Below are 19,772 nucleotides of genomic sequence, written 5' to 3' on the forward strand. Positions count from 1 at the left end.
CCCTTGGAATGACGGATTCATTGCGCGTTGTTCTTGCTGTCGTCGGACAGATCGTCAAGGACATCGCGAGACACGAGCGCCTGGATGCGAGCCAGCGGCAACAATGTCGTTCGTGTCTCGCAGCGTGGGCTGCACCTCGAGCGCCACGCGTCCGCCGATTATTCCAAACAACGCGCGCCACGAAAACACGCTTTGAACCGGCACTCCTTACTTTGCATTCCCTTATGCAATGCGGAGTGGGATCTGGTTATTGCTGTGTGCTACCTGCCGTCATCAGGACGGCGTGAACCAGCCCAGTCCGCTGTGCATCACGCGTGAGCGTGCTCGCGCGGCTCCACCTTGCGGTCGATCTCTGCGCGCGTCGGCAGCGTCTTCAGGTCGTACACGGCCTGAAGGTTCAGCCAGAACTCGGGCGTAGTGTCGAAGTAGCGCGCGAGCCGGTAGGCGGTGTCGGCCGTGATACCACGCCGCTCTTTCACGACCTCGTGCAGCCGCGTTGCCGGGACACTCAACGCCAGTGCCAGCGCGTTCACGCTCATTTCCAGCGGGACCAGGAAATCCTCCCGCAGGACTTCGCCCGGGTGCACCGGGCGCATTCCATTCTTGCCCATAAGAACTCCTGTCAGTGGTAGTCGACGATTTCAACCTCGGATGCACCCTCGTCCGTCCATACGAAACAGATGCGCCATTGCCCGTTGATCCGGATGCTGTGTTGACCAGCGCGGTCGCGATGCAGCGGCTCAAGTCGATTGCCCGGTGGCGAGCGCAGATCTTTCAGTTCGTGCGCTGCCTCCAACATCTGGAGTTTGCGCGTCGCGACCGCTTCAATCGCCCGGAAGCGCTTCGGCGATTCGCCCGAGTAAAGGGCTTCGGAATCTTTACATCGGAAGGACTTGATCATAACGCTCATTGTATTACGTTTTACGTAATACGCAAAGCGATATATGCAAGTCGCTCAGCCGGACATGCCTCACCCCCGCCGCGCAATCAAATCGATCTCGACGAGCGCATCGCGCGCGAGTCCCGTCACGCCGACGCAGGTACGCGCGGGCAGCGGACGGTCACCGAAGTACGCACGATAGGTGGCATTCATCGCCGCGTAGTCGCGTTTGAATTCGGTGAGGAAGATCCGCACGCTGACCACGTTGTCGAGCGTGAGACCCACGCCGCTCAGCACGATGACGAGATTGTCGAGCACGCGCGTGGTCTGCGCTTCGACGCCCTCGGGTAGCGGCGCGCTATCGTCGTCGGGCCAGGTGGGCATCTGCCCAGTGACGAACACCCAGCCGTCAACTTCGGCCGCGTGCGAAAACGGCGCGACCGGCGTGGGCGCACCAGGAACCATCAGCATGGTAGGAAGCGACATTGCAGCACCTCTCGATGAATTCGTGAGCCGCCATTGTGCAGCGTCGACGCGCCGCGCGTATGTCCGTCAAAATTCGCGATGCGTCCGCGAGAGAATCAGCGCCCGCGCATCACATCGGCGAGCGTATCCCTCACCGATTCAATCACGCCCGGCCATCCGCCCTCACCTTGCCGGAACAGGTACATGTCCTTCGGATACCAGTGCGAGCCGGTGCCGGCGCGATGCCAGCGCCAGTCGACGCCCGTGCCCGGCAGCATCACCCAGCACGCAACGCCGAGCGCGCCGGCCAGATGCGCGATCGCGGTGTCCACGCAGATCACGAGATTCAGTTGCGCGACGACGGCCGCGGTATCGGCGAAGTCCTTCAAGTCACGGCCTAGCAAGGTGAGCGGCTGGGTCGCGCTACATGCTTCTGCCTCGGCTTCGACATCGCCCGTCTGCAGACTGACGAAGCTCACGCCGCCAACCGACCACAGCGGCTGAAGATCCGCGAAATGCCGTACGGATCGCGCCGCATCGTTTGCGTGATCCGGATTGCCCTTCCACACGAGCCCCACGCGCAAGCCTTGCGTCGGCACGCGCGGCTGCCACGCAGCAAGCCGTTCGCGATACACGCCGACATAAGGGATCTTCGCCGGAATCGTGGCAAGCGTCGTGCCGACAAGCGCGGGCACGCTCATCACCGATACCCAGTAGTCGTGCGCATGCAGCGCGCGCGGATCGTCGATCACCGTATCGATGCCTTCGACCGTGCGCAGCAGCGGCGCGAGCAGTGGATCGCTGACCATCGAAACGCGCGCTGCGCCGCGCGCCTTCAGCACGGTGGCATAGCGCACGAACTGGATCGTGTCGCCGTAGCCCTGCTCCGGCAGCAGCAGAATACTTTTGCCACTCAGGTCTTCGCCGCGCCATGCGGGGAACGGCAGCTCGCCGTGCTCCTGAAACACCTGCGAACGCGCGTCGAAATACGGCCAGCCCTCCGCATAGCGGCCCGCCGAGAGCAGCAGCAAGCTGAGATTGAAACGCGCGACCGCAAAGGCAGCATCCAGATCGATCGCGCGACGATACTCCGCTTCGGCTTCGTCGAAACGATGCAGCGCTTCGAGCGCGCCTGCGAGATTGTTCCTGATCGCAGCCGTCGCCGGCACGACTTCCAGCGCGCGACGATAGTGCGCTTCCGCTTCGCTGAAACGTCCCGACGCGCGCAGCACGTTCGCGAGGTTGTTGTGTGCAACGCCGTCGCGATCGTCGTGCGCCAGCAGGCGGCGATAGCGCGCCTCCGCTTGCGCGGGATCATTCGTTTCAAAGGCGTCGGACGAACGCTCGGAGCGTGGCGGCAAGTTCATGAGCGGATTCAAAAGAAGCGGGAGAGGGTCGGCGGAACACACGCGCTTTCGCGATGGTAACGCGCCTGATCAACGTCGCCGGTCGAAAGCGCCACCTATGCGCATAGATCCAGCCGCATATCGTAGTGGTTTTCCCTGAAACTTCGAAGACGAACGACGATGGCGCTCACGAACCTCATTCGGCGATGTCGATTTCCCGTACGCTGATTCGTCGTGGTGTCAGAAGCACCCTGGAACCCACTCAAAGGAGCACGACGATGCGCGTCATGGTGATGGTCAAAGCAACGAGCGAATCCGAAGCGGGCAAGATGCCCAGTCAGGAGCTGCTCACCGCAATGGGCAAGTTCAACGAGGAACTCGTGAAGGCAGGCGTGATGGTCGCGGGCGAAGGCCTGAAGCCGAGCGTCAATGGCAAACGCGTACGGTTTTCCGGCAGCCAGCGCACGGTGACGGACGGTCCGTTCGCGGAAACGAAAGAGCTCGTGGCCGGCTTCTGGCTGTGGCAGGTGAGCTCGATGGAAGAAGCGGTGGAATGGGTCCGGCGCTGCCCGAACCCGATGCTGAGCGACTCGGACATCGAAATCCGTCCGCTCTTCGAAGCCGAAGACTTCGGCGCGGACTTCACGCCGGAACTGCGCGAACAGGAAGAGCGGCTGCGCGCGGAAGCGGAAGCCAACGCCAAAACGAAGCGTTCGTAGCAGGCGCCACGAACGCTGCTGCTTGCGGCACGCACATCGAGCGTGCCGCAAGCCGCCCGCTCAGTGATCCGTCAAACCGAGCATCTTGTCGAAGAACACGCTCGCCAGCACGCCGAACACGTAGCCGTTCTTCGGCGTGCCGGCATACGCCGGATTGCCCCACGTATTCGTGTTCCAGGTTCGCATCACATACGGGCTCAGCACGATGCTGCGCGTCACCGCGATGTTCGCATCGAGCCTCAGGCCCGTTTCCGTACGACCCACCGTATAGCCGGTGCCACCCGCGGCCAGGTTCTGCTGCTGCAGGTAGTCCTGCTCGTGCGGCGTGACAGTCACCCAGTTGAAGCTGACCGAGTAGCTGTCATGCGGACGGCTGCGGAACGGCGCTTCGAGAATCAGGCCCGCGCTGCCCTGCATCGCGAGTCCGCGCGACGCGTGCGAATCGAAGCTCGACGTCACGGTGCCGAACACCGACAACGCGGTCGGATCGTCGATGCTGCTCTGGCCGCCATCCGGCCGGTACACCACCTGCCGGCCACCGAAGTACAGACCCGACGTGCCCTTGTGCGTCGCGGCCGTGAACGGATCGGTCTGCGTCGCCGTGTTGTAGTAGAGCATCAGCTCGTAACTCTTCGGATACGGATCGGTCTGGTAGGTCGTCCGGTACACGGCATTGGCGAGATACGTATTGCTGTCCGGCACGCTGTCGGTCCACTCCCAGCCGTTCGTGAACGGGAACGCCGGATTCGAGCGCCACACGCCCGCCTGCACCGAGATCGCAGGCGTGAAGTTGTAGCGCACGCGTCCACCCCAGTTCGAGTAGATCGGCGGATTCATGCCCGCGTTGTCCTGCAGGATCGCGCTCTGGCAACCGAAGCCCTGGTTGCACACCGGCGCCGCGAAGTACAGGCCCGGATTGCTCTTGCCGACCTCGAAGTCGAGACGATCGCCGAAGGCCTTCTGCTCCCACGTGAAAAGCGCGAGGTGCGAGACCTGCGGCACGTACGGGCCCGGCTGCCCCGCGAGAATGTCGCCGGCCTTCGTGCCCCACGCGAGATCGTTCGTGAACGGCACCCACAGCTGCTGGAAGTGGATCGTCGCGCCGTTGAAGCCCGCGATCTTCTGCAGATCGAAATCGCCGCCCGCCGAGATGAAGGTCAGCGCTTCGTGATTGCCGGTCTGCTGGCCGACGTTCGGATTGCCGAGATACATCTGCACGAGGTTGAGCACGGGCGTGAAGCCCCACGCATTCAGCGTCGCACCGAGACCCGATAGCGGTCCTTGCCGTGGGCTCTCGGGCTGCGGCGGGGCCGCGTTGCCGACGTGCGAGACGCCCAGCTGATCGGTCGACGGAATGCCCTGCTGCACGGTCGGGCGATCGGTGGACGCCTGCTTCGTCGTCTTGTCGCCGCCCTGCTGCGCGGTCGTAGTGGTGGCAGCGCTCGTAGTGGTGGCAGCGGTCGTGCTTGCGACCTGGGTCGCGCTGGCGGGCGTTGCCGGAACCGCGGCCGTTTGCGCGGCGGCCGTGCCGCTCGCGAGCATCGCGGCAAACGCGATTACAGACAACCGCAGCACATGTGAATGGGGCCGCGCAAAACATCCGTTGAAGAGTCCAAACCTGACTGACATCGTTATCTCCTGTGGTTTTCGAAGGCAAAAGCTCGCCTGCCGCGCCTCGCTCGGGAGCGGTCGATTGGATGGAAAGGGAAACTGGAAAGAGCTGGGCGGCGCTACCAGGCCGTCGCGCCGCCGTCTATCGCGAAGTCCGCGGCGGTGACCCAGCTCGACTCATCGGATGCGAGGAAGAGCGCGCACCACGCGACGTCCTCAGGCTGGCCGACGCGCTTGATCATCATCTTGCCGAGTGCGCGTTCAAGGAATTCCGGTTGCGCCTGCATATGCGCGCGTGTCGCCGAGGTTTCGACGAGCGCGGGCGAAATGCTGTTCGCGCGGATGCCGTGCGGCCCGCCCTCCATCGCGAGCTGTCGGGTCATCGCGAGCACACCGCCTTTGCCTGCGCAGTGTGCGATCGCGGGTGAACCTTCGAGCGCGACCGCGGCATTCGCCGACGCGAAGTTGATCACCGAGCCGCCGCCGCGCGCGATCAGCGCGGGCCATGCCGCCTTGCACAGCAGGAATACGATATCGAGCTCGCCGGTCAGCGTGCGGCGCCATTGCGTCTCGTAGTCCATCTCCTGCAGCCACGCGAACGCACCGAACGCCGCGGCGTTGACGAGCACGTCGATACCGCCATGCCGTTCCACCGCGAATTCGACGACGCGTTGCGCGCCTTGCGGATCGGTCAGATCGCACGGATGCAGACTGTCGATTTCGAGCCCGCTGCCATGCGCACCGGAGACCGTGCGCGCCGCCGCGGCCGCATCGATATCGCAGCCGACGACCCGCGCACCCTGCGCCGCGAACAGCAGCGCGCACGCGCGTCCGATGCCGCTGCCGATACCCGTGACGAGCGCGACCTTGCCGGCGAGACGGGTGCCCGTTTGGACCGGTTGCGCGTGCCTGAAGACTGGCGTCATGACGAAGCTCCTTGCGCGCTCAGCTGAGCTTCACGCGGCGACCGGCGCTGAACGAAGCCGCGAAGGCAACCACGGCGAGCACGAGCAGCGCAACGCCCCAGCCTTCGACGACCGCGAAGCGCGAGCCCCACATGCCGACCATCGGCATCACGATCAGCGGGCTGCAGAAGTAGCCGATGAACTGCGTCGCCGTGAACGCGCCGGTGCCCATGCCGCGCCGCGCGAAGGGCAGCGAACGCAGACCCCAGCTGACGAGCGCCGGCAGCACGATGCCGCAACCGAAGCCGTTGATCGCGCCGCCGAGCGTCAGCATCGTGACGTCCTGCGCGACGCCCATCGTCACGAAGCCGAGCCCGCAGATCAGCGTGCCGATCGCGAACTGCTTCGACACCGCGAAACGCGTGGACAGGATCCAGCCGAACACCACCGTGCCGGCGATGATGCCCACGCTGTTCAGCGCGTAGGCCAGGCCGATCTCGCCCGTCGAATGCGTGCCGAGCGCGACCACCATGAACGACAGATGCACCGGCACCACCATGAACACGAGACCCACACCGAACGCGACCGCGCAGATCACCGCGAGCAGCCACGGGTTGAACGCGGGTTCGTCGGCGCTGCGCACCGGCGCGTCGATCGATGCCGATGCACCGCCGCTGCTGCGGGTATCCCAGATGAAGAACTGTACGAGCGGCGCGAGCAGCAGCGGCAGCGCGTAAGCAGCGAACGGCGCGCGCCAGCCGTAGGCGCCGAGCACGCCGCCCATCAGGTTGAACACGAACGCCGAGGTCGACGCCACCGTCACCTGCAGCGACGCATAGCGGTCGCGTTGCGCGCCGCTGAAGTAGTCGCCGATGAACGACGTGCTGACCGTCATCGCGGCCGCTTCGGCAAGCCCGACGAGCGCGCGGCTCGCGAGAATCGCGTGGATCGAATCGAGATAGAGCGGCGCGGTGCCTGCCACCGAATACAGCACGAGCGCGGCCACCAGCACGCGCTTGCGGCCGATGCGGTCGCTCACCGCGCCGATCGCCATCGCCAGCACGCCGAGCACCAGCATCGGCATCGTCACGACGACCGGCACCAGCGTCTCGATGCCCGGCACGTTCGCGAAGTACCGTTGCATCGCGGGCAGCACAGGGCCGATCACGGTCGGCGCGAGCGTGCCGCAGATCACGGTGCTGAGCAGGATCAACGCGTGGAAGAAATTGGCCTGCCGGGAAACCGGCGCGGCAGCGGTGCGCTCGATGTGCGCGTGCATCATGGATCGTCTCCGTATGTTAGAGAGCGTGCCTTCATGCTCGCTGCGTTTGCCGCACTGCATGATGGACCGCTACTGTTTGTGTGAGACGAATGATTCCGGCAGACACCGTACGACACAATCAGATTGCGTTGAGGGGAACCTTTGAGCGCGTCAAATGAAGCGGCCGCATGCAACGGGTTTACGCGAGGCTGACCGCCGGCACATCCGAGCGCATCTGCGCCTGCTCCTGCAATACGCCGCGCAGCCACGCGTGCGCGGGGTCGCTGTTGTTGATCGCGTGCCACTGCATCACTTCGACGAGCGGCGGCAGCGTCATCGGCAACGGCAGCAGCCGTAAGGGAAGGTAACGCGCGTAGATCTGCGCGAGGCGCGTATGCACGGTTGCAATGCGCGTCGTGCCGATCACGAGCTGTGGCAGCGTGTTGAAGTTGGTGGTCGACACCTCGATCGAACGCGTGACGCCGAGGCTCGCCATCATGTTGCTTTCGAAACTGTCGCTGCGGCTGTCGCCGAAGGTCGCGGCCACATGGCCAAGCTGTTTGTATTCGGCCAGGCTCAGCGTATCGCCGACGAGCTTGTTGTCGGTCCACACCACGCAGGAATAGGTGTCCGCGAACAGCGTCTGCGTCGGGTGGTTCGGATTGGTCGACACGCTCGGGTAGATCACGAAATCCACTTCACCGCGCTCGAGGCGCTCGGGAACGTCGTCCGCCATGTTCGCGATGTGCAGCGTGATGCCGGGCGCCTCGCGCTGCAGGCGCTGCACGACGTCGACCAGCAGCACCGTGGTCAGATAGTCCGATGCGCGGATCACGAAGTTGCGCTTCGCCTGCGCGGGGTCGAACTCGAGCCGCGTCACCACCGCCGACTGCACACGCAGCAGGATCTCCCGCACCGGCTGCGCGAGGCTGCGCCCGAGCGGCGTCAGCTCCATGCGCCGGCCCACCTGCATCAGGAGTTCGTCGCCGAAATAGTCGCGCAGGCGGCCGAGCGCGCTGCTCGTGGCCGACGCGCCGATGTGCAGCCGCTCGCTCGCCTTCGTCACGCTGCGCGTATCGAGCAGCGCATCGAGCGCGACCAGCAGATTCATGTCGAAGTGACCCAGTCTCATGGCCGGCACTATCGCGCCGATCGTTCGATGGGATCAATGCGTGTTTCCACTAGGAATTGATGGTCTCGACAGATGAACCCCTCTACATTGGAGCCATGCGATCGAAACCGCGCCCGCCTTTGGGCGGATGCGCGGCAAAAACACTAGCTGGAGACACGCAACATGACGACCGCGCCGACGCTGCCCTCAAGCGCGTTGCAGGAAGACAGTCCGCCTGCCGCGACACCCCGCGCCACGCCGGACGCCCCACTGCTTTCCGTGCTGCGCCCGCATCACTTCGGCATCAGCGTACCCGACCTCGACGCCGCGATCGACTGGTACGGCCGCATGCTCGGCTTCGCGCTCGAATCGACGATGACCATCGACAAGATCCCAGCGCGCATCGCGTTCGTGAAGCGCGACGGCTTTCGCATCGAAATTTTCGAAGTACCCGCCGCCGAGCCGCTGCCCGAAGCGCGCCGCGTGCCGAACCTCGATCTGCGCACGCACGGCAACAAACATATGTGCTTCGAAGTGCCCGACGTGCCCGCGGCCGTTGCCGCATTGCGCTCACGTGGCGCCGACATCGCGTTCGAACTGACGGTGGACGGCAACCCCACTGCCTTTATTCGCGACGTGTGCGGCAACCTGATCGAACTGCTCGAACCCTTCGCTTCCGACCGGAACACCCGATGACACCGAACCCGAATCCGCTGCGCGGCTGGCAGGTCGAGCGCAGCTCGATCCAGATGGTGGGCCGCGATCTGCTGCGCCCCGAATGCATTCTTGCGGAACCTGACGGCACGCTGTGGACCGCCGATGCGCGCGGCGGCGTGATGCGCATCAACGCCGACGGCACGCAGACGTTGATCGCGCAGCAAAGCGAAGACAGCGCGCAAACTGCGCCCGCATCGAGCGACGCGCAACAGCTCGTGCTCGGCAAGACGCTGCCCAACGGACTCGCGTTCGATCGCGACGGCAACATCGTGATTGCGAACTTCGGCACCGACGCGATCGAGCTGATGACGCGCGATGGCGCATCGCGCACGCTGTACGACCGCATCGACGGCGAGCCGCTCGGCAAGACCAACTTCGTGCTGACCGATTCGAAGGGACGCATCTGGTTCACCGTGACCACGCGCCAGGTGCCGTGGACGCGCTCGATCAACGAGAAGACCGCGGACGGTTACGTTGGCCTGATCGACGGCAACGGCATTCGCATCGTCGCGGATGGGTTCGTCGGCACGAACGAGATCCGGCTCGATGCGAACGAAGAATGGCTGTACGTGGTGGAAACCAACGCGCGCCATATTTCGCGGCTGCGCGTCGGCGCGGACGGCTCGCTTACCGATCGCGAAATCTACGGCCCCAGCGATCTGGGCGGCTTCCCCGACGGCTTCGCGTTCGACGCGTACGGCAACCTGTGGATCACGCTGATCCTCACCGAGAAGCTGATCGCGCTCACGCCCGAAGGCGACGTGCTGACGCTGCTCGACGACGGCAACCCCGAAGCGATCGCTCGCTACGAAACGCACTACGCGAACGGCACGACGACGCCCGAGCTGATGGGCGCGTGCCGCGGCACGCTCGCGCCGATGATGGCGAGCCTCACGTTCGGCGGCGCGGACTTGCGCACGGTGTACCTGGGCAGCCTTGGCGGCACGACGCTCGCGAGCTTCCAGTCGCCCGTGCCCGGCCTGCCGCTCGCGCACTGGAAGCACGCGTAAGCCTCGCGCTCGCGGACGACAGCAACGAATCGCGCGGCTTGTGCCGCCCCCACTCTTCCTACTGATTGGATTACCGACATGGTCAAGATCATCAAGGCCGGCCAGAGCGCCCAGGTCAAAGCGGACAACAATGCGCAGGTGCGCGCGACGGTCGAGAAGATCATCGCCGACATCGAACAGCGCGGCGAAGCGGCCGTGCGCGAATACTCGGAGCGCTTCGACAAATGGAACCCGCCTTCGCTGCGGCTCTCGCAAGAGGAAATCCAGGCCTGCATCGATGCGCTGAGCCCACAGGCGATCGAAGACATCAAATTCGCGCAGGCGCAGATTCGCCGCTTCGCGCAGATCCAGCTGATGTCGCTGCGCGACGTCGAGGTGGAGACGCTGCCGGGCGTCGTGCTCGGGCATCGCAACATTCCGGTGAACTCGGTGGGCTGCTATATCCCCGGCGGCAAGTATCCGCTGCTCGCCTCCGCGCATATGAGCGTGCTGACCGCGAAAGTGGCGGGCGTGAAGCGTGTGATCGCGTGCGCGCCACCGTTCGACGGCAAGCCTTCGCCGGAAATCATCGCGGCGATGGCGCTCGCGGGCGCCGATGAAATCTATGTGATGGGCGGCGTGCAAGGCGTCGCCGCGATGGCGCTCGGCACCGAAAGCATCGCGCCGGTCGACATGATCGTCGGTCCGGGCAATGCGTACGTGGCCGAAGCGAAGCGGCAGTTGTACGGCCGCGTCGGCATCGATCTGTTCGCAGGCCCGACTGAAACGCTCGTGATCTGCGACGACTCGGTGGACGCGGAACTCGTTGCCGTCGACCTGCTCGGTCAGGCCGAACACGGCCCGACCTCGCCCGCGTACTGCGTGACGACCAGCCGCAAGATCGCGGAAGAACTGCCCGCCGCGATCGAAACGGTGCTCGCGCGCCTCGACACGGCGCCGGTGGCCAGCGTGTCGTGGCGCGACTACGGCGAGATCATCCTGTGCGAGACCGACGAGGAAATGCTGCAGGAAGCGGAACGCCTGTGCTCGGAACACGTGCAGGTGATGACGCGCGACCCCGACTGGTTCCTGCACCGCATGACGAACTACGGTGCGCTGTTCCTCGGCCATCGCACGAACGTGTCGTACGGCGACAAGGTGATCGGCACGAACCACACGCTGCCGACGATGGGCGCGGGCCGCTACACGGGCGGACTGTGGGTCGGCAAATTCATCAAGACGCACAGCTATCAGCGCATCCTGACCGACGAGGCGTCGGTGCATATCGGCGAAGTGTGTTCGCGCCTCTGCGCGCTCGAACACTTCTCCGGTCACAAGGAGCAGGCGGATATTCGCGTGCGCCGTCTTGGTAAGCAGGCGTGACGATATGACCTTCGTTGCGGGTTTCCCTCACAGCGAGCGACCGGTTGCTGTTGTGACCGGCGCGACGGGCGGGCTCGGCGCGCAGATCTGCCGCACGCTCGCCGATGCGGGCTATCGTGTCGTGGCGGGGTATCGCAGTTCGGCGGAGACGGCGCTTGCGCTCGTCGAAGGCCTGCCTCATGGTGGCCATTGCGCGCTCGCGGCGCCCGTGACGGACAGCGCCGCACTCGCACGGCTCGCCGCGGATGTCGGCGCGCGTTACGGACGCTGTGACGTGCTCGTGAACTGCGCGGGCACGACGCGCTTCGTCGCGCATGAAGATCTCGACGGCCTCGACGATGCATTGATCGACGACGTGCTCGCGACCAACGTGCGCGGTCCGTTCGCGATGGTGCGCGCGCTGCGTCCGCTGCTGGCGAAAAGCACGCTCGCGGGCGGTGCGGCCGTGATCAACATTTCGTCGATCGCCGCGCAGACGGCGATGGGCAGCAACGTGATCTATTGCGCGTCCAAAGCCGCGCTCGACAATCTGACGAAGTCGCTCGCGCGCGCACTGTCGCCCGAAATACGCGTGGTGTCCGTGTCGCCAGGTCTCGTCGATACGGAGTTCGTCAAATCGATGGACGCCGCGTGGCGCGACGAACAGGCGAGCCGCACGCCGCTCGGGCGGCTCGCGCAACCCGACGAGATTGCGCATGCGGTGCTCGCCGCGGTGCGCGATCTGCGCTTCACCACCGGTTGCGTGCTGCCCGTCGACGGCGGCCGGCCGCTGAAGTAATCGACAAGAGACAGCACACAGGAGAGAGACACCATGAAGCTCGCGTCGCTCAAGAGCAGCCATCCGGATGGCGCACTGATCGTCGTGTCGCGCGACCTGCAGCGCGCCGTCAGCGCCGGTGCGATCGCGCCGAATCTGCGCGCCGCGCTCGACGACTGGACGCACGCGCAGCCGGCACTTGAAGCGCTCTATGCGGCGCTCAACCACGGCGACGCCAAAGACACCTTCGCGTTCGACCCGCATGCGTGCGGCGCGCCGCTGCCGCGCACGCATCAGTTCATCGACGCGTCGGCGTTTCTCAATCACGGCCGCATCATGACGCAGGCGTATCACCCGGAGAAGAAGTCCGATCCGAAGGTGCCGATCCTGATCCAGCGCCAGGGCGACGATTTCACCGGGCCGCACGACGACTATCCGTTCCCCGACGAAGCCGATCATTGCGATTTCGAAGGCGAGATCGGCGCGGTGCTCGCCGATACGCCGCTGGGCACCAAGGCCGCCGATGCGCTCGGCAACATCCGCCTGTTCGTGCTGTTCAATGACGTCAGCATGCGGACGCACCTGTTCCGCGAACTGGGCATGGGCTTCGGCTTCATTCTCGCGAAGCCGGCCACCGCGTTCGCGCCGGTTGCGGTCACGCCCGACGAACTCGGCGACGCATGGCGCGACGGCCGCGTGCAACTCGACCTGCACGTGCAGCGTAACGGCGAAGCGTTCGGCCATCCGAACGGCCGCGAGATGAGCTCCGGTTTTCACGAGCTGATCGAATACATCGCGTACAACCGCAACCTGCGAAACGGGATGATTCTCGGCTCGGGCACGTTCTCGAACGCCGACTATCGCAACACCGGCTCCGCGTGTCTCGCCGAGCAGCGCGCGATCGAAGCGATCGAAACCGGCGCATCCACCACGCCGTGGCTGCGCTTCGGCGAGCGTCTGCGCTTCGAGATGTTCGGTCACGACGGGCAATCGGTGTTTGGCGCGATCGATCATCGCTTTGTCCAGGTTGAAGCGCAGACAGAAGCACACGCAAACGCGCAAGCAGGAGCGCAGCCATGAGCGATCAGTACGACATCGTCGCGATGGGCGCGGGTCATAACGGCCTCGTAGCCGCCGCGTATCTCGCGAAAGCGGGCAAGAAGGTGCTGGTGCTCGAGCGCAAGGCGTGGCCCGGCGGCGGCGTCAGCACGCGGCAACTGAACACGCCCGGCTACTGGCACGACGAGCATTCGAGCGTGCACATCATGATCCAGGGCAATCCGATGCTGCGGCAGGACGAGCTCGGGTTGCTGTCGCAACACGGGCTGCAGTATCACTACTCGCCGGTGCCGCACGCGACCATCTTCCCGGATCAGACCGCGCTCTTCACCTACAAGGACATCGACAAGACCTGCGAATGCTTCGCGAAGGTCTCGCCGAAAGACGCAGACACGTATCGCAACTTCGTGAAGATGAGCCAGCAGATGCTCGAAGTCTTCATGCCGGGTCTCTATGCGCCGCCCCCGCCGCTTGGCGAACTCGTCGCGATGCTGGACCGCAGCGACGAAGGCCGTCTGATGCTGGACTACATGAATCGAGATTGCCTCGATCTCGTGAACCAGCTCTACGAGAGCGACCGTATCAAGATCCATCTGCTGCGGCTCGTCAGCGAAAACCTGCAGGCGCCGAACGAACTCGGCACCGGTATGGGCGTGCTGCTGATGCCGGGCATCATCCACACATATGGCGTATCGCAGCCGATCGGCGGCAGCGGCAAGCTGACCGAATCGCTGGTGCGCTGCATCGAATCGTATGGCGGCGAAGTGCGCTGCAACGCGGAGGTCGCGAAGATCCTCACGAGCGACGGCCGCGCGACCGGCGTCGAACTGTCGGACGGCGAGCGCATTGTCGCGAAGGACGGCGTGATCGGCGCAATCCACCCGCACGTGATCCGCCGCTTCGTCGAAGGCGTGCCGGAACCGGTGTTGAAGCGCGCCGAGCGCGCGACGCTCGCGCCGTTCTCGATCATGGTCAGCCACTACGACCTGAAGGAAAACGCGCGCTACTACGCAGGCGAGGAAGTCGGCTACGCGACGATGCTCGAATTCATGGCCACCGATAACCTCGACGAGATGCTCGCGGATTTCGACGATCTGAAGCGCGGCCTCATCACCGAGCGACGTCTGTGCGCGGGCGGTGACGAAAGCATCGGCGACAAGACGCGCGTGCCGGCCGGCGCAGGCATGTTCCATGGCATCACGTTCGCGCCGTACAACGTGAAGGATAAGCGCTGGTCCGGCCAGCATTGGGACGAGTTCAAGGAAGAGATCGGCGATCTGTCGCTCGCCCACTACCGGAAATTTGTGTCGAACCTGACGAGCGACAACATCGTCGCGCGCAGCATCGTGAGCCCGGTGGATCTCGAACGCTCGAGCCCGAACAGCATGATGCGCGGCGACCTGCACGGCGTCGCGCCGTACTTCTACCAGAGCGCTGGACATCGTCCGACGCCCGACCTCGGCCAGTTCACAGTGCCGGGCGTCGAGCGGCTGTATCTCGCCGGGCCGTTCCAGCATCCGGGCGGCGGCGTGTATGGCGCGGGCCGTGCCACCGCGATGCGGATGTTCGAACAGCTCGGCATGGACTTCGGCAGCGTCGCGAAGGGAGCGCGGCAGGATCTGGGCGTACCCGCGGTTTCGCAGGCGAACGGTGCAAAGAAAGCGGGCATGGTGCTGCGCGGCCCTGCTGATGAAGAGCTGATGCACGTCGAGTCGCTCGAACGCGTCGGCGACGAGCTTGTCATCAAAGGCAAGAGCTTCGGCACGATGCCGATGGAAGCGCGGCTCGATGCAGCGTCCGCGCGTGCGGGCCTCAAGATGCTCGGCCCGTCGCGTCTCGCGTTCCTCGCAACGCTGCCGTTCCGCAAAGGAGGCTCGCGATGACTCATGTCGTTATCACAGGCGCGCAGGGTTTCGTCGGCCGCGTGCTCGTCAAACGCCTTTTAAGCGATGGCCTGGGTGGACGCGCGGTGTCGAAGCTCACGCTGCTCGACATCGCATTCGATGCGCCGCATGCCGACCGGCGTGTCGTGCAGCTTGCCGGGAGCATCGCGCATGCGGACGTGCGCGTGCTCGCGTACTCGACGCCGGTCGACGCGGTGTTCCATCTCGCGAGCATTCCCGGCGGCGCCGCCGAGAAAAATTACGCGCTCGGCCGTTCGATCAACCTCGATGCGACGCTCGGTCTGCTCGAAGACCTGCGCGGCCACACGCGCCCGCCGCGTTTCGTGTTCGCGAGCACCGTCGCGGTGTATGGCGAGCAGTTGCCCGCCACCGTCGACGAAGCGACGCTGCCCGCGCCCGCGCTCAGCTACGGTGCGCACAAGCTGATGGGCGAAGCGCTGGTGGCGGACGCGTCGCGGCTCGGCTGGGTGCAGGGCTGCTCGCTGCGGCTGCCCGGCGTCGTGGCGCGCCCCGGCGACGGCGCGGGGATGATGTCCGCGTTCATGAGCCAGCTGTTCTGGCGGCTCTCCGCCGGCGAACCGATCACGGTGCCCGTCTCGCCCGAAGGCGTGGCGTGGTGGATCTCGGTCGAGCAGTGCGTCGACAACCTGCTGCACGCCGCGACCGTCGACCCCGAACGCTTCAACGCGCGCCGCAGCTATCAGATGCCGGTACTGCGTCTTTCCATTGCCGAAGTGGTCGATGCGCTTGCCGCGAGGTTCGGCGACGACCGCAAGGCGCTCGTCACCTACGCGCCGGATCCGTTCATCGAACGGCTCTTCGCGACCTATCCGCCGTTGCTGACGCCCGAGGCCGAACGCCTGGGTTTGCGTCATGACGGCAACGTGGATCAATTGATCACACGAGCGATGTCCGGCTGACGGTTCAACTCCAAACCCCAACATCGCACCGGCGCATACACATCGAAACGGATTCCTAAGGAATTTTTTAAAAATGAACATCATCGGACTCGAATACCTCGTCTTCGGTATCGACGACATGGCAGGGGCCCGCCAGTTCCTGCTCGACTACGGCCTCGACGAGGTTGCATACGACCCCCACGCAGGCGGCCTCTACGCCGCGCTCGACGGCACCGGCCTCATCATGCGCGCGGCGAGCGACCCGAGCCTGCCGCCATTGCCGCCGAAAGCGGCCACCCCTTCGCTGCGCGAAACCATCTACGGAGTCGACAACGCGGACACACTCGCGTCGATCCGCGCGCACCTCGCAGCGGAACGCGACATCAAGGTGGACGCCGACGGCACCGTGCACTGCATCGACGACGCGGGCTTCGGCGTCGCGTTCATGGTGACGCGGCGGCGCCCGTACGAGGCGCGCTATCTCGGCTTCAACGTGCCGGGCCAGCCGCCCGGCCGCGCGCCAAACGACTGCGCGGCGAACCCGGACGAAGCGATCAAGCCACGCACGCTTTCGCACGTCGTGTACTTCGTTGAAGATGCCGCGAAAGCCGAAGCGTTCTACACGCGGCTGGGCTTCGTCGTGACGGACCGCTTCAATCATCTCGGTCCGTTCATGCGCCCAGGCGGCACGCAGGATCATCACACGCTCTTCATGATCGAAAGCAAAAACGATCACATGATCGGCTGCAATCACTTCACGTTTCACCTCGGCTCCGCGAGCGAAGTGCTGCAGCACGGCTGGAACTTCGTGAAGAAGGGCTACAAGAGTTTCTGGGGCCCGGGCCGCCATATCCTGGGCAGCAACTTCTTCTGGTACTTCAACAGCCCGTTCGGCGCGACGATCGAGTTCGACGCGGACATGGACGTGCACGACGACAGCTGGACGGCGCGCGCCGTCGATCCGGGCTCCGACAACTCGCAGATCTTCCTGTTCGACGCCCGCAACAAGTGGGCGCCGGGCGAATGACGCGAGGCACGAACGATGTGCGATGAACGCGTGCTCTGCGAGCTCGACGACCTGCCCGATGGCGGCTCGCGCGGCCTGCTGCGCGAAGGCCTCGACGACAAGCTGTGTGTCGTGCGGCAAGGCGGCGAAGTGTTCGTGTGGCTCAACGACTGCCCACACGAACACCGGCCGATGGAGTACCGCCAGGATCGCTTTCTCTCCGGCGACGGCCAGCACATCGTCTGCTACGCGCATTCCGCGCATTTCGATATCCGTACCGGCTACTGCTTTGCCGGCCCCTGTACCGGCCAGCATCTGACGAAGGTGCCGGCCCGCATCGAGAACGGCAAGGTGTGGATTCCCGCCGAACTGCCCTCGATCTTCGACTGATAGCGAAACCCATCATGTTCCAGTACTTCCCGACCAACTACGTCTGGAGCCTCTCGACGATGATCGCCCTCACGCACGGCGGCAACATCGGAGAGGTCGATGCGATGTGCGGGCCGCTGCTCGAAGCCGCGCGCGCGGGCGACGACCCCGGCACCGTCGCGTTCTACGAAGCGTGGAAAGGCGGCGCGGATCAGCTGATCGCGCTCGCCGACGAAGACCTCGTGCAAGGCCACACGCTTTCCGCCGGCGAAAAACTCGGCCGCGCCGGCCTCTACTACGGCATCGCCGAACGCATGCAGGCGCATGGATTCGAAGCGCGCCTCGCGGTCTATCGCCGTTCGCTCGAACTGTTCGAGCAAGGCCGCAAGCTCTCACGCGAGAACTGCGCGCGCGTCGAGATTCCGTACCTCGACAAGCACATCGCCGCGCTCTACGTGCGTGCCGAAGGACTCGCGCCAGGACAGCGCGCGCCGACCGTCGTCGTGATGAACGGCCTCGACTCGACGAAAGAAATGCTGCAGAAAAGCGTGATGGGCACGATGTTCGCGCGCCGCGGCGTGTCCGCGCTGTTCGTCGATCAGCCCGGCACCGGCGAAGCGCTGCGTCTGTCGAATCTGCCCGCCGTGCACGACACCGAAACGTGGGCCGCGCCGATCGTCGACTGGCTGGAAACGCATCCCGAGGTCGACCCGAACAGGATTGGCGCGCTCGGCGTATCGCTTGGCGGCTACTACTGCCCGCGCGCGCTCGCGTTTGAGCCGCGCTTCGCATGCGGCGCGGTGTGGGGCGCGAATCACGACTGGCGCGAAGTGCAGCAGGCGCGTCTGAAACGCGAGGGCGAGAACCCGGTGCCGCACTACTGGAAGCACGTGCAGTGGGTGTTCGGCGCGAACGACATGGACGACTTTCTCGCGAAGGCCGAGCACATGCATCTGAACGGCGTGCTCGACCGGATCCGTGTGCCGTTCCTCGTCACGCATGGCGAAAACGACCGGCAGATCCCGCTGAAGTACGCGCATCAAACCTATGAACAGCTGGTGAACAGCCCGAAGAAGGACCTGTTCATTTTCACGGCACGCGAAGGCGGCGTCGAGCACAGCTCGCTCGACAATCCGCTGAACGCCGGCAACCGCATCGCCGACTGGCTCGCGGTGCAGCTTGGCGGCACGGTCGCGTGACCCGACGACTTCAACCCGAACACAGAGACACACCATGGCATTGGTCAACCGGATTCTGATCATCGGCGGCGGCATCGGCGGCATGTGCGCGGCCATCATGCTGCGCCGTCAAGGCATCGACGTCGATCTCGTCGAACTGAACCCGCAGTGGGCGCCCGACGGCGCCGGCATCACGATCAGCGGCCCGACGCTGCGCGGCCTGCGCGAAGTCGGCGTGATCGACGAGGTGCTGAAGCGCGGCGGCTCGTGGCGCGCGGTCGACATCTGCGATGCGAACGGCAAGGTGAACGCGACGGTGCCGATCGCGCCGGCCGTCGGCGCGGACGATCTGCCCGGCTGCGCCGGCATCATGCGTTCGGTGTTCGCCGACATCCTGGCGAACGCGACGCGCAACACCGGCGCGAACGTACGCCTGGGCCTGAGCTTCGAGACCATCAATCAAGACGACGACGGCGTCGACGTGCTGTTCACCAACGGCAGCAGGCAACGCTACGACCTCGTGATCGGCGCGGACGGCGTGAACTCGGCCGTGCGCAAACTGGTGATGCCCGACTTCGCGGGCCCGAAGTTCACGGGCCAGGGCTCGTGGCGCGCGGTCGTGCCGCGGCTGCGCGAGAACTCGACGATCTACATGGGCAGCACCACGAAGGCGGGCATGAACCCGATCAGCGCGACGGAGAGTTATCTGTTCGTGCTCGACAAGCGCGACGGCCTGGAATTCATCGAGCAGGAACGCTGGCCGCAGGTGCTCGCGGAACTGCTCGCGGAATTCGGCGGCGCGATCGGCGAGTTTCGCGAGGGACTGCTGGATGCGTCGTTGAAGAATCACCGGCTGCTGTACCGGCCGCTGATGGGGCACATGATCGGCGCGCCGTGGCACAAGGGGCGTATCGTGCTGCTCGGCGACGCGGTGCACGCGACCACGCCGCATCTCGCATCCGGCGCAGGCATCGCGGTGGAAGGCGCGATCGTGCTCGCGGAAGAACTGGCGCGGCGGCATTCGATCGAAGGCGCGCTGACGGCTTACGCCGGACGGCACTACGATCGCGCGCGGCTCGTGGTCAGCGCATCGGGACGCATGGGTGAGATCGAGCAGACCGGCGGCTCGCTCGAAGAACACACGCGTGTGATGATTCATGCGCAGCAGGCGTTGCGCGCGCCGATTTGAGCGCCGAATGGTGCACGTACCCAA

Annotated in this window: 20 protein-coding genes; 12 read left to right on the forward strand and 8 right to left on the reverse strand. The window is 65.1% G+C overall.

Translation table 11 applies throughout. From position 1 onward, the window contains the following. Positions 1-308: 308 nt before the first annotated feature. From DVS29_RS00940 to DVS29_RS00955, 4 genes are all read right to left on the reverse strand, one after another. Complete coding sequence (locus tag DVS29_RS00940; RefSeq protein ID WP_118178541.1) at positions 309-611, reverse strand: HigA family addiction module antitoxin; 303 nt, start codon at positions 609-611, stop codon at positions 309-311. An 11-nt stretch (positions 612-622) separates the two neighbouring features. Continuing rightward, positions 623-901, reverse strand: a complete 279-nt coding sequence (locus DVS29_RS00945) for a type II toxin-antitoxin system RelE/ParE family toxin (RefSeq protein WP_118178542.1) — start codon at positions 899-901, stop codon at positions 623-625. Positions 902-970: 69 nt separating this feature from the next. Further along, positions 971-1,366, reverse strand: a complete 396-nt coding sequence (locus tag DVS29_RS00950; protein WP_240655411.1) for a RidA family protein — start codon at positions 1,364-1,366, stop codon at positions 971-973. 95 nt (positions 1,367-1,461) lie between these two features. Next, complete coding sequence (locus DVS29_RS00955; RefSeq protein ID WP_118178543.1) at positions 1,462-2,712, reverse strand: tetratricopeptide repeat protein; 1,251 nt, start codon at positions 2,710-2,712, stop codon at positions 1,462-1,464. Between the two features lie 257 nt (positions 2,713-2,969). Between DVS29_RS00955 and DVS29_RS00960 the strand changes: the two genes are divergently transcribed. Continuing rightward, entirely contained in the window at positions 2,970-3,410 is a 441-nt protein-coding gene (locus tag DVS29_RS00960) for a YciI family protein (protein ID WP_118178544.1), read from the forward strand. A gap of 60 nt (positions 3,411-3,470) precedes the next feature. Here DVS29_RS00960 and DVS29_RS00965 read toward each other — a convergent pair whose 3' ends face one another. The 4 genes from DVS29_RS00965 to DVS29_RS00980 form a co-directional block, all read right to left on the reverse strand. Then, positions 3,471-5,039, reverse strand: a complete 1,569-nt coding sequence (locus tag DVS29_RS00965) for a carbohydrate porin (RefSeq protein WP_124800579.1) — start codon at positions 5,037-5,039, stop codon at positions 3,471-3,473. 101 nt (positions 5,040-5,140) lie between these two features. Next, a complete protein-coding gene (locus DVS29_RS00970; RefSeq protein WP_118178546.1) occupies positions 5,141-5,947 on the reverse strand; it encodes an SDR family NAD(P)-dependent oxidoreductase in 807 nt (268 codons plus the stop codon). A 19-nt stretch (positions 5,948-5,966) separates the two neighbouring features. After that, on the reverse strand, positions 5,967-7,208 hold the full coding sequence (locus DVS29_RS00975) for an MFS transporter (RefSeq protein ID WP_164707813.1): 1,242 nt from the start codon (positions 7,206-7,208) through the stop codon (positions 5,967-5,969). Positions 7,209-7,386: 178 nt separating this feature from the next. Beyond that, positions 7,387-8,319, reverse strand: a complete 933-nt coding sequence (locus DVS29_RS00980; RefSeq protein ID WP_118178548.1) for a LysR substrate-binding domain-containing protein — start codon at positions 8,317-8,319, stop codon at positions 7,387-7,389. A 162-nt stretch (positions 8,320-8,481) separates the two neighbouring features. On the opposite strand from DVS29_RS00980, the gene DVS29_RS00985 reads away from it, so the two are divergent. From DVS29_RS00985 to DVS29_RS01035, 11 genes are all read left to right on the forward strand, one after another. After that, on the forward strand, positions 8,482-8,994 hold the full coding sequence (locus tag DVS29_RS00985) for a VOC family protein (protein ID WP_118178549.1): 513 nt from the start codon (positions 8,482-8,484) through the stop codon (positions 8,992-8,994). Continuing rightward, the gene (locus DVS29_RS00990; protein WP_118178550.1) at positions 8,991-10,025 is read left to right on the forward strand and encodes an SMP-30/gluconolactonase/LRE family protein; all 1,035 of its coding nucleotides are present in this window, start codon (positions 8,991-8,993) and stop codon (positions 10,023-10,025) included. Before DVS29_RS00985 ends, DVS29_RS00990 begins: the two co-directional genes overlap by 4 nt. 78 nt (positions 10,026-10,103) lie before the next feature. Then, a complete protein-coding gene (hisD, locus tag DVS29_RS00995) occupies positions 10,104-11,387 on the forward strand; it encodes a histidinol dehydrogenase (RefSeq protein WP_118178551.1) in 1,284 nt (427 codons plus the stop codon). Positions 11,388-11,391: 4 nt separating this feature from the next. Then, positions 11,392-12,165, forward strand: a complete 774-nt coding sequence (locus DVS29_RS01000; protein ID WP_118178552.1) for an SDR family NAD(P)-dependent oxidoreductase — start codon at positions 11,392-11,394, stop codon at positions 12,163-12,165. Positions 12,166-12,198: 33 nt separating this feature from the next. Beyond that, positions 12,199-13,224 (forward strand): fumarylacetoacetate hydrolase family protein, encoded by a 1,026-nt coding sequence (locus DVS29_RS01005; RefSeq protein WP_118178553.1) that lies wholly within the window; start codon positions 12,199-12,201, stop codon positions 13,222-13,224. Further along, positions 13,221-15,086 (forward strand): phytoene desaturase family protein, encoded by a 1,866-nt coding sequence (locus tag DVS29_RS01010; protein ID WP_118178554.1) that lies wholly within the window; start codon positions 13,221-13,223, stop codon positions 15,084-15,086. Before DVS29_RS01005 ends, DVS29_RS01010 begins: the two co-directional genes overlap by 4 nt. After that, positions 15,083-16,027 (forward strand): NAD-dependent epimerase/dehydratase family protein, encoded by a 945-nt coding sequence (locus DVS29_RS01015; RefSeq protein WP_118178555.1) that lies wholly within the window; start codon positions 15,083-15,085, stop codon positions 16,025-16,027. Before DVS29_RS01010 ends, DVS29_RS01015 begins: the two co-directional genes overlap by 4 nt. A 73-nt stretch (positions 16,028-16,100) precedes the next feature. Continuing rightward, positions 16,101-17,033: a VOC family protein gene (locus DVS29_RS01020; RefSeq protein ID WP_118178556.1), complete on the forward strand. Its 933-nt coding sequence runs from the start codon at positions 16,101-16,103 to the stop codon at positions 17,031-17,033. Positions 17,034-17,048: 15 nt separating this feature from the next. Continuing rightward, on the forward strand, positions 17,049-17,402 hold the full coding sequence (locus DVS29_RS01025) for a Rieske (2Fe-2S) protein (protein ID WP_118178557.1): 354 nt from the start codon (positions 17,049-17,051) through the stop codon (positions 17,400-17,402). Between the two features lie 14 nt (positions 17,403-17,416). Beyond that, positions 17,417-18,580 (forward strand): alpha/beta hydrolase family protein, encoded by a 1,164-nt coding sequence (locus DVS29_RS01030; protein WP_118178558.1) that lies wholly within the window; start codon positions 17,417-17,419, stop codon positions 18,578-18,580. A 34-nt stretch (positions 18,581-18,614) separates the two neighbouring features. Further along, positions 18,615-19,748 (forward strand): FAD-dependent oxidoreductase, encoded by a 1,134-nt coding sequence (locus DVS29_RS01035; protein ID WP_118178559.1) that lies wholly within the window; start codon positions 18,615-18,617, stop codon positions 19,746-19,748. The last annotated feature ends 24 nt before the right edge of the window (positions 19,749-19,772 follow it).

Origin of the sequence: Paraburkholderia phosphatilytica, assembly GCF_003443895.1 — a bacterium.
Taxonomy (GTDB): domain Bacteria; phylum Pseudomonadota; class Gammaproteobacteria; order Burkholderiales; family Burkholderiaceae; genus Paraburkholderia; species Paraburkholderia phosphatilytica.

Bases quoted from the DNA above. Each gene is read 5' to 3' on its own strand.
- DVS29_RS00950 (WP_240655411.1), bottom strand. From the start codon at position 1,366: ATGTCGCTTCCTACCATGCTGATGGTTCCTGGTGCGCCCACGCCGGTC.
- DVS29_RS00975 (WP_164707813.1), bottom strand. From the start codon at position 7,208: ATGATGCACGCGCACATCGAGCGCACCGCTGCCGCGCCGGTTTCCCGG.
- DVS29_RS01035 (WP_118178559.1), top strand. From the start codon at position 18,615: ATGGCATTGGTCAACCGGATTCTGATCATCGGCGGCGGCATCGGCGGC.
- DVS29_RS01010 (WP_118178554.1), top strand. From the start codon at position 13,221: ATGAGCGATCAGTACGACATCGTCGCGATGGGCGCGGGTCATAACGGC.
- DVS29_RS01000 (WP_118178552.1), top strand. From the start codon at position 11,392: ATGACCTTCGTTGCGGGTTTCCCTCACAGCGAGCGACCGGTTGCTGTT.
- DVS29_RS00960 (WP_118178544.1), top strand. From the start codon at position 2,970: ATGCGCGTCATGGTGATGGTCAAAGCAACGAGCGAATCCGAAGCGGGC.
- DVS29_RS00955 (WP_118178543.1), bottom strand. From the start codon at position 2,712: ATGAACTTGCCGCCACGCTCCGAGCGTTCGTCCGACGCCTTTGAAACG.
- DVS29_RS01030 (WP_118178558.1), top strand. From the start codon at position 17,417: ATGTTCCAGTACTTCCCGACCAACTACGTCTGGAGCCTCTCGACGATG.
- DVS29_RS00980 (WP_118178548.1), bottom strand. From the start codon at position 8,319: ATGAGACTGGGTCACTTCGACATGAATCTGCTGGTCGCGCTCGATGCG.
- DVS29_RS01020 (WP_118178556.1), top strand. From the start codon at position 16,101: ATGAACATCATCGGACTCGAATACCTCGTCTTCGGTATCGACGACATG.
- DVS29_RS00985 (WP_118178549.1), top strand. From the start codon at position 8,482: ATGACGACCGCGCCGACGCTGCCCTCAAGCGCGTTGCAGGAAGACAGT.
- DVS29_RS01005 (WP_118178553.1), top strand. From the start codon at position 12,199: ATGAAGCTCGCGTCGCTCAAGAGCAGCCATCCGGATGGCGCACTGATC.
- DVS29_RS00970 (WP_118178546.1), bottom strand. From the start codon at position 5,947: ATGACGCCAGTCTTCAGGCACGCGCAACCGGTCCAAACGGGCACCCGT.
- DVS29_RS00945 (WP_118178542.1), bottom strand. From the start codon at position 901: ATGATCAAGTCCTTCCGATGTAAAGATTCCGAAGCCCTTTACTCGGGC.
- DVS29_RS00990 (WP_118178550.1), top strand. From the start codon at position 8,991: ATGACACCGAACCCGAATCCGCTGCGCGGCTGGCAGGTCGAGCGCAGC.
- DVS29_RS00965 (WP_124800579.1), bottom strand. From the start codon at position 5,039: ATGTCAGTCAGGTTTGGACTCTTCAACGGATGTTTTGCGCGGCCCCAT.
- DVS29_RS01015 (WP_118178555.1), top strand. From the start codon at position 15,083: ATGACTCATGTCGTTATCACAGGCGCGCAGGGTTTCGTCGGCCGCGTG.
- DVS29_RS01025 (WP_118178557.1), top strand. From the start codon at position 17,049: ATGTGCGATGAACGCGTGCTCTGCGAGCTCGACGACCTGCCCGATGGC.
- hisD (WP_118178551.1), top strand. From the start codon at position 10,104: ATGGTCAAGATCATCAAGGCCGGCCAGAGCGCCCAGGTCAAAGCGGAC.
- DVS29_RS00940 (WP_118178541.1), bottom strand. From the start codon at position 611: ATGGGCAAGAATGGAATGCGCCCGGTGCACCCGGGCGAAGTCCTGCGG.